The organism is Streptomyces bohaiensis (assembly GCF_012033785.1).
Lineage (GTDB): Bacteria > Actinomycetota > Actinomycetes > Streptomycetales > Streptomycetaceae > Streptomyces > Streptomyces bohaiensis.
In genome coordinates, this window is sequence record NZ_JAAVJC010000083.1 from 1 (window position 1) to 5,019 (window position 5,019).

Genomic DNA, 5,019 nt, shown 5'->3' on the forward strand with positions numbered 1-5,019 from the left:
GCCCCGCTGCCTGCGCACGCGCCGCCGCCGCCGACTGCGCCGCCGCGCGTCCCCCTGACCAGGGAGGGCGCGCACCTCCCGGCCGCCGTGGCCGCCGGCCCGCCGCCGGCGACCCCGCCGCCCGTCTTCCGCGTCGCCGACATCACCCGCGAACCGCTGCGCCCCGGCCAGTACGACGTCGTCACCGCGCTCGCCTCCCTGCACCACGTCCCCTTCGGGCCGACGCTCGCCCGGCTGCGCGGCGCGCTGGCCCCCGGCGGCGTCCTCGTCGTCCTCGGCTGCTTCCGCGAGAGGGCCGGTGCCGACCTGCTGTGGAACGCCGCCGCCGTCCCGTACAACGCGCTGGCGCGGGCCGGCGCCCGGGCGCGGGAGCGCGGCCGCCCCGCCGTTGCTCCGTCCCCGCCCACGGTCGAGCCCGCGGCGACGCTCGCCGAGGTCCGCCGGACCGTCCGCCGGGAGCTCCCCGGCGCCGAACTCCGCCGCCTGCTGCTCTGGCGCTACCTGCTCGTCTACCGCGCCCCCGGCCGACGGTCCGGCCCGCGCCCCGGGCCCTGGCCGCACTCCGGCGGCCGCGACCGCTGAACCGCCTCCGGCGGTGGTCGCACCGGCGTGTCGCGCCCCCGCCCGCGGCCCCCGCGCGGCGGTACGTTGGGAGCATGACTGGGACCGGCGGGAACATCGAGGGCAACGGCGGCGACCACCGGGTCGAGCGGGACTCCATGGGCGAGGTGCGGGTGCCCGCGGACGCCAAGTGGCGTGCGCAGACGCAGCGCGCGATGCAGAACTTCCCCGTCTCCGGCCTGCGGCTGGAAGCCGCGCACGTGGAGGCGCTGGCCCGGGTCAAGGCCGCGGCGGCGCGGGTCAACGCCGAACTCGGCGTGCTGGACGAGCCGCGGGCCCGCGCCATCGAGGCGGCGGCCCAGGAGGTCGTCGACGGGCGCTGGCCCGACCAGTTCCCGGTCGACGTCTTCCAGACCGGCTCCGGGACCTCCTCCAACATGAACATGAACGAGGTGCTCGCCACCCTCGCCGGCGAGCGGCTCGGCGAGCCGGTCCACCCCAACGACCACGTCAACGCCAGCCAGTCCTCGAACGACGTCTTCCCCTCCTCGATCCACATCGCGGCCACCGCGGCCGTCAGCCGCGACCTGATCCCCGCGCTGGAGCACCTCGCGGACGCGCTCGCCGGGAAGGGCGAGGAGTTCGCGGGCGTCGTGAAGGCCGGCCGCACCCACCTCATGGACGCCACGCCCGTGACGCTGGGGCAGGAGTTCGGCGGCTACGCCGCGCAGGTCCGGTACGGCGTCGAGCGGTTGCGCGGCGGGCTGCCCCGCCTCGCCGAACTGCCGCTGGGCGGCACCGCGGTCGGCACCGGGATCAACACCCCCGCCGGGTTCCCCGCCGCGGTGGTCGCGGAGGTGGCGCGGGCCACCGGGCTGCCGCTGACCGAGGCCCGCAACCACTTCGAGGCGCAGGGCGCCCGGGACGCGCTGGTGGAGACCTCCGGCCACCTGCGCACCGTGGCCGTCTCGCTGACCAAGATCTGCAACGACCTGCGGTGGATGGCCTCCGGGCCGCGGACCGGGCTGGCCGAGATCGCCCTGCCCGACCTGCAGCCGGGTTCCTCGATCATGCCGGGCAAGGTCAATCCGGTGGTTCCCGAGGCGGTCCTGATGGTCTGCGCCCAGGTCGTGGGCAACGACGTGACGGTCACCACCGCCGGGGCCTCCGGCTCCTTCGAACTGAACGTCATGCTGCCGGTGCTGGCCCGCAACCTGCTGGAGTCGGTGCGACTGCTCGGCAACGCCGCGACCATGCTCGCCGACCGCACCGTGACCGGCATCACGGCCGACGCCGACCGCTGCCGTGAGTACGCCGAGTCCTCCCCGTCCGTCGTCACCCCGCTCAACCGGTACATCGGCTACGAGGAGGCGGCGAAGGTCGCCAAGCACGCACTGACCGAGCGCGTCACCATCCGGCAGGCGGTCGTCGACGGGGGGTACCTGGACGACGGGCGGTTGACGGAGGAGCAACTGGACGCCGCGCTCGACCTCATGGCGATGACCCACCCGCCGACCGGCGACTGACCGGGAGCTGTTCGCGGACCGACCAGGGCCGACGCGCCGCCCGGGGGCCCGCCCGCCGGCGCGTCGGCCGTGCACCCACCGCCACTCGATGATCACTGTCCGGTCACGGAGGGCGACCCCGGGTGAGGTGTCGTCATATGCTCCGCACATGACGACACCGAGAGCGGAGGAGCGCACCGGGGCGGCAGCGGGTCGCTGGCTGCCCGGTGACCACATCCTGTGGCGCTACCGGGCCAATGGCTCCGCGCAGATCCACATCTGCCGTCCGATGACCGTGGTGTGCGACACCCCCGAGGTGCTCGCGGTGTGGATCGCGCCCGGGACCGAGTGCGTGCGCCCGCTCATCGCCGACGGCACCCCCCTCCACCACGAACCCCTCTCGACCCGCTACACCAAGCCGCGAGTGGTCACCCGCGACCGCTGGAAGGGCACCGGCGTGCTGAAGCTGGCGCGGCCCGGCGAACCCTGGTCGGTGTGGCTGTTCTGGGACGAGGGCTGGCAGTTCCGCAACTGGTACGTCAACCTCGAGGAGCCGCTGGCCCGCTGGTCGGGTGGGGTCGACTCCGAGGACTACTTCCTCGACATCGTCGTCGACCGGGCGCGCCGCTGGTCCTGGCGGGACGAGGACGAGTTCGGCCAGGCGCGGCTCGACGGGCTCATCACCACCGAGCAGGCCGCGCGCGTCCAGGAGTGGGGCCGTGCGGCCGTCGCGCTGATCGACGCCTGGGGCCGGCCGTTCCGCGACGGCTGGGAGCACTGGCGCCCCGACGCGGCCTGGACACTGCCCGCGCTGCCCCCCGACTGGGACCGACCGGGGACGGTCCCGGGCACCGGCTGAGGCTTCTCCATAATGAGTGAGGGTGCGGGAGCCTCTTGAAAGACACCCCCGTCCCGATCGTAGGATCGAGCCCCACTGATCCTCCCAGCGCAACAACCCGGCCCCACACGCCAGTTCCCACCTGGACGGATGGACAACCCCCGTGACGGACCCGACCACACCGCACCCCGCGGCACGTACGGCGGAACCCCCGCAGCGTGCGGAGGGCGCGTCCATGCCGCACGCGCGGACCGAGACCGCCGCGCCGCCCGGCCCGCCGGAGGGCACCGGAACGGCCGAGGGCCGCGGGGCACCGCACGACCCGGCCGGGGCCGTCCCCGACCTCCGGGTCCCCGCCGCCGGTATCGGCCACGCCGAGCGGCTGCGGTTCGTCGGCTCCGCCACCCGCCGCATCGCGCGCGGCATCGACCTCGACGAGACGATCCTCGGCCTGTGCCGGGCCACCGTGCCCACCTTCGCCGACGCGATCCTCGTCTATCTGCGCGAACCGCTGCCCGTCGGTGAGGAACAGCCCGTCACCCCCTACGTGCTGCGGCTGCGCCGCACCGACCGCGTCCCCGAGGCGCTGGCGGGGCGGAGCAGCGGCGCCGGCCCGGTCCCGCTGCTGGCCGACGCGGCGACCCGCGTCGAGCACGCCCCGGCCGGACCGCTGGCCGAGACGCTGCGCAACGTCCGTCCCGTCCTCGCCGACAGCGACACCGCCCGCGACGCGCTTCACGAACTGACCGGCGCCGAGAAGCTGCCCGACGGCGACCGCGTCGTCCTGGCGCCGCTCCGCGGCCACCGCCGCGTCAACGGCATCGCCGTGTTCGTGCGCCGGCCGGACACCGTCGCGTACACCTCCGACGACCTCCAGGTCGCCGCCCAGCTCGCCACTCACACCGCCCTCGGCGTGGACAAGGCGGTGCTGTACAACCGCGAGGCGTCCATCGCGGACGAGTTGCAGCGCACCATGCTCCCCGACCGGCTGCCGCACCACACCGGGGTGCGGCTCGCGCACCGGTACACCGCCGCCGCCGAGTCGGCCCGGGTCGGCGGCGACTGGTACGACGCCATCCCGCTGCCCGGCAGCCGGATGGCGCTGGTCGTCGGCGACGTCATGGGCCACTCCACGACCTCCGCCGCGATCATGGGCCAGCTGCGCACCACCGTGCAGACGCTCGCCGGGCTCGACCTGCCGCCCGAGGAGGTGCTGCGCCACCTCGACGAGCAGGCGCAGCGGCTCGGCGAGGACCGGATGGCGACCTGTCTCTACGCCGTCTACGACCCGGTCGCCCACACCCTGACCGCGGCCAGTGCCGGGCACCCGCCGCCCGTGCTGCTCCACGTCGACGGCACCACCGAACTGGTCGACCTGCCACCGAACGCCCCCATCGGGGTGGGCGGTGTCGACTTCGAGACCTGCACGGTCTCCGCCCCGGCCGGCTCCACCCTCGTCCTCTACACCGACGGCCTGGTGGAGTCACGCAGCCGGGACGTCTCCACCGGCGTGGAGCAGCTGCGCGCCCTCCTCACCGAGACCGCCCGCCTCACCCGGCCCGGTGCCGCCGCGCCGCTGGAGGCGCTCTGCGACGAGATCCTCGACATCGCCGGCCCCGGCGACCGCGACGACGACGTCGCCCTGCTCGCCGCCCAGTTCGAGGGGGTCGCCCCGGAGGACGTGGTGCTGCTGCGCATGCCGCCGCGCGCCGACTCGGTGCGGCTCGCCCGCCGGCAGGTCCGGGACAGCCTCACCCGCTGGGGGCTGGAGGACCTGCTGGACTCGGTCGAACTGCTGGTCAGTGAGGTCGTCACCAACGCGGTGCGGTACGCCGAGCGCCCGGTGACGCTGCGGCTGCTGCGCACCGACGCGCTGCGCTGCGAGGTCGGCGACGACGTGCCGCAGCTGCCGCGGCTGCGGCAGGCCGGGCCGGCCGACGAGGGCGGCCGCGGCCTGGTGCTGGTGCAGCGGCTGGCACGCCGCTGGGGAGCGACCCGGCTGGGTACCGGCAAGCTCGTGTGGTTCGAGATGACGGTGCGCTGAGCGCCGCACCCCGCGGGCGGCGGGGCCCGGCACCGCGGCCAGTTCGGCCACGATGGTCTCCTCCTGCTGCG

General features: G+C 75.3%; 4 protein-coding genes. All 4 read left to right on the top strand.

What is annotated here, in order from left to right; all coding sequences use genetic code 11:
• Positions 1-582: class I SAM-dependent methyltransferase (locus tag HCN52_RS11895; protein WP_168088393.1), on the top strand; the 582-nt coding region annotated here is incomplete at its 5' end.
• Positions 583-656: 74 nt separating this feature from the next.
• Positions 657-2,087, top strand: coding sequence for a class II fumarate hydratase (locus tag HCN52_RS11900; protein ID WP_168088394.1), 1,431 nt, complete (start codon positions 657-659; stop codon positions 2,085-2,087).
• A 148-nt stretch (positions 2,088-2,235) separates the two neighbouring features.
• Positions 2,236-2,925 carry a cytidylyl-2-hydroxypropylphosphonate hydrolase gene (fomD, locus tag HCN52_RS11905; RefSeq protein WP_168088395.1) on the top strand — a complete coding sequence of 230 codons (690 nt, stop codon included), beginning with the start codon at positions 2,236-2,238 and terminating at the stop codon, positions 2,923-2,925.
• A 142-nt stretch (positions 2,926-3,067) separates the two neighbouring features.
• On the top strand, positions 3,068-4,948 hold the full coding sequence (locus HCN52_RS11910; protein ID WP_376767119.1) for an ATP-binding SpoIIE family protein phosphatase: 1,881 nt from the start codon (positions 3,068-3,070) through the stop codon (positions 4,946-4,948).
• Positions 4,949-5,019: the final 71 nt, after the last annotated feature.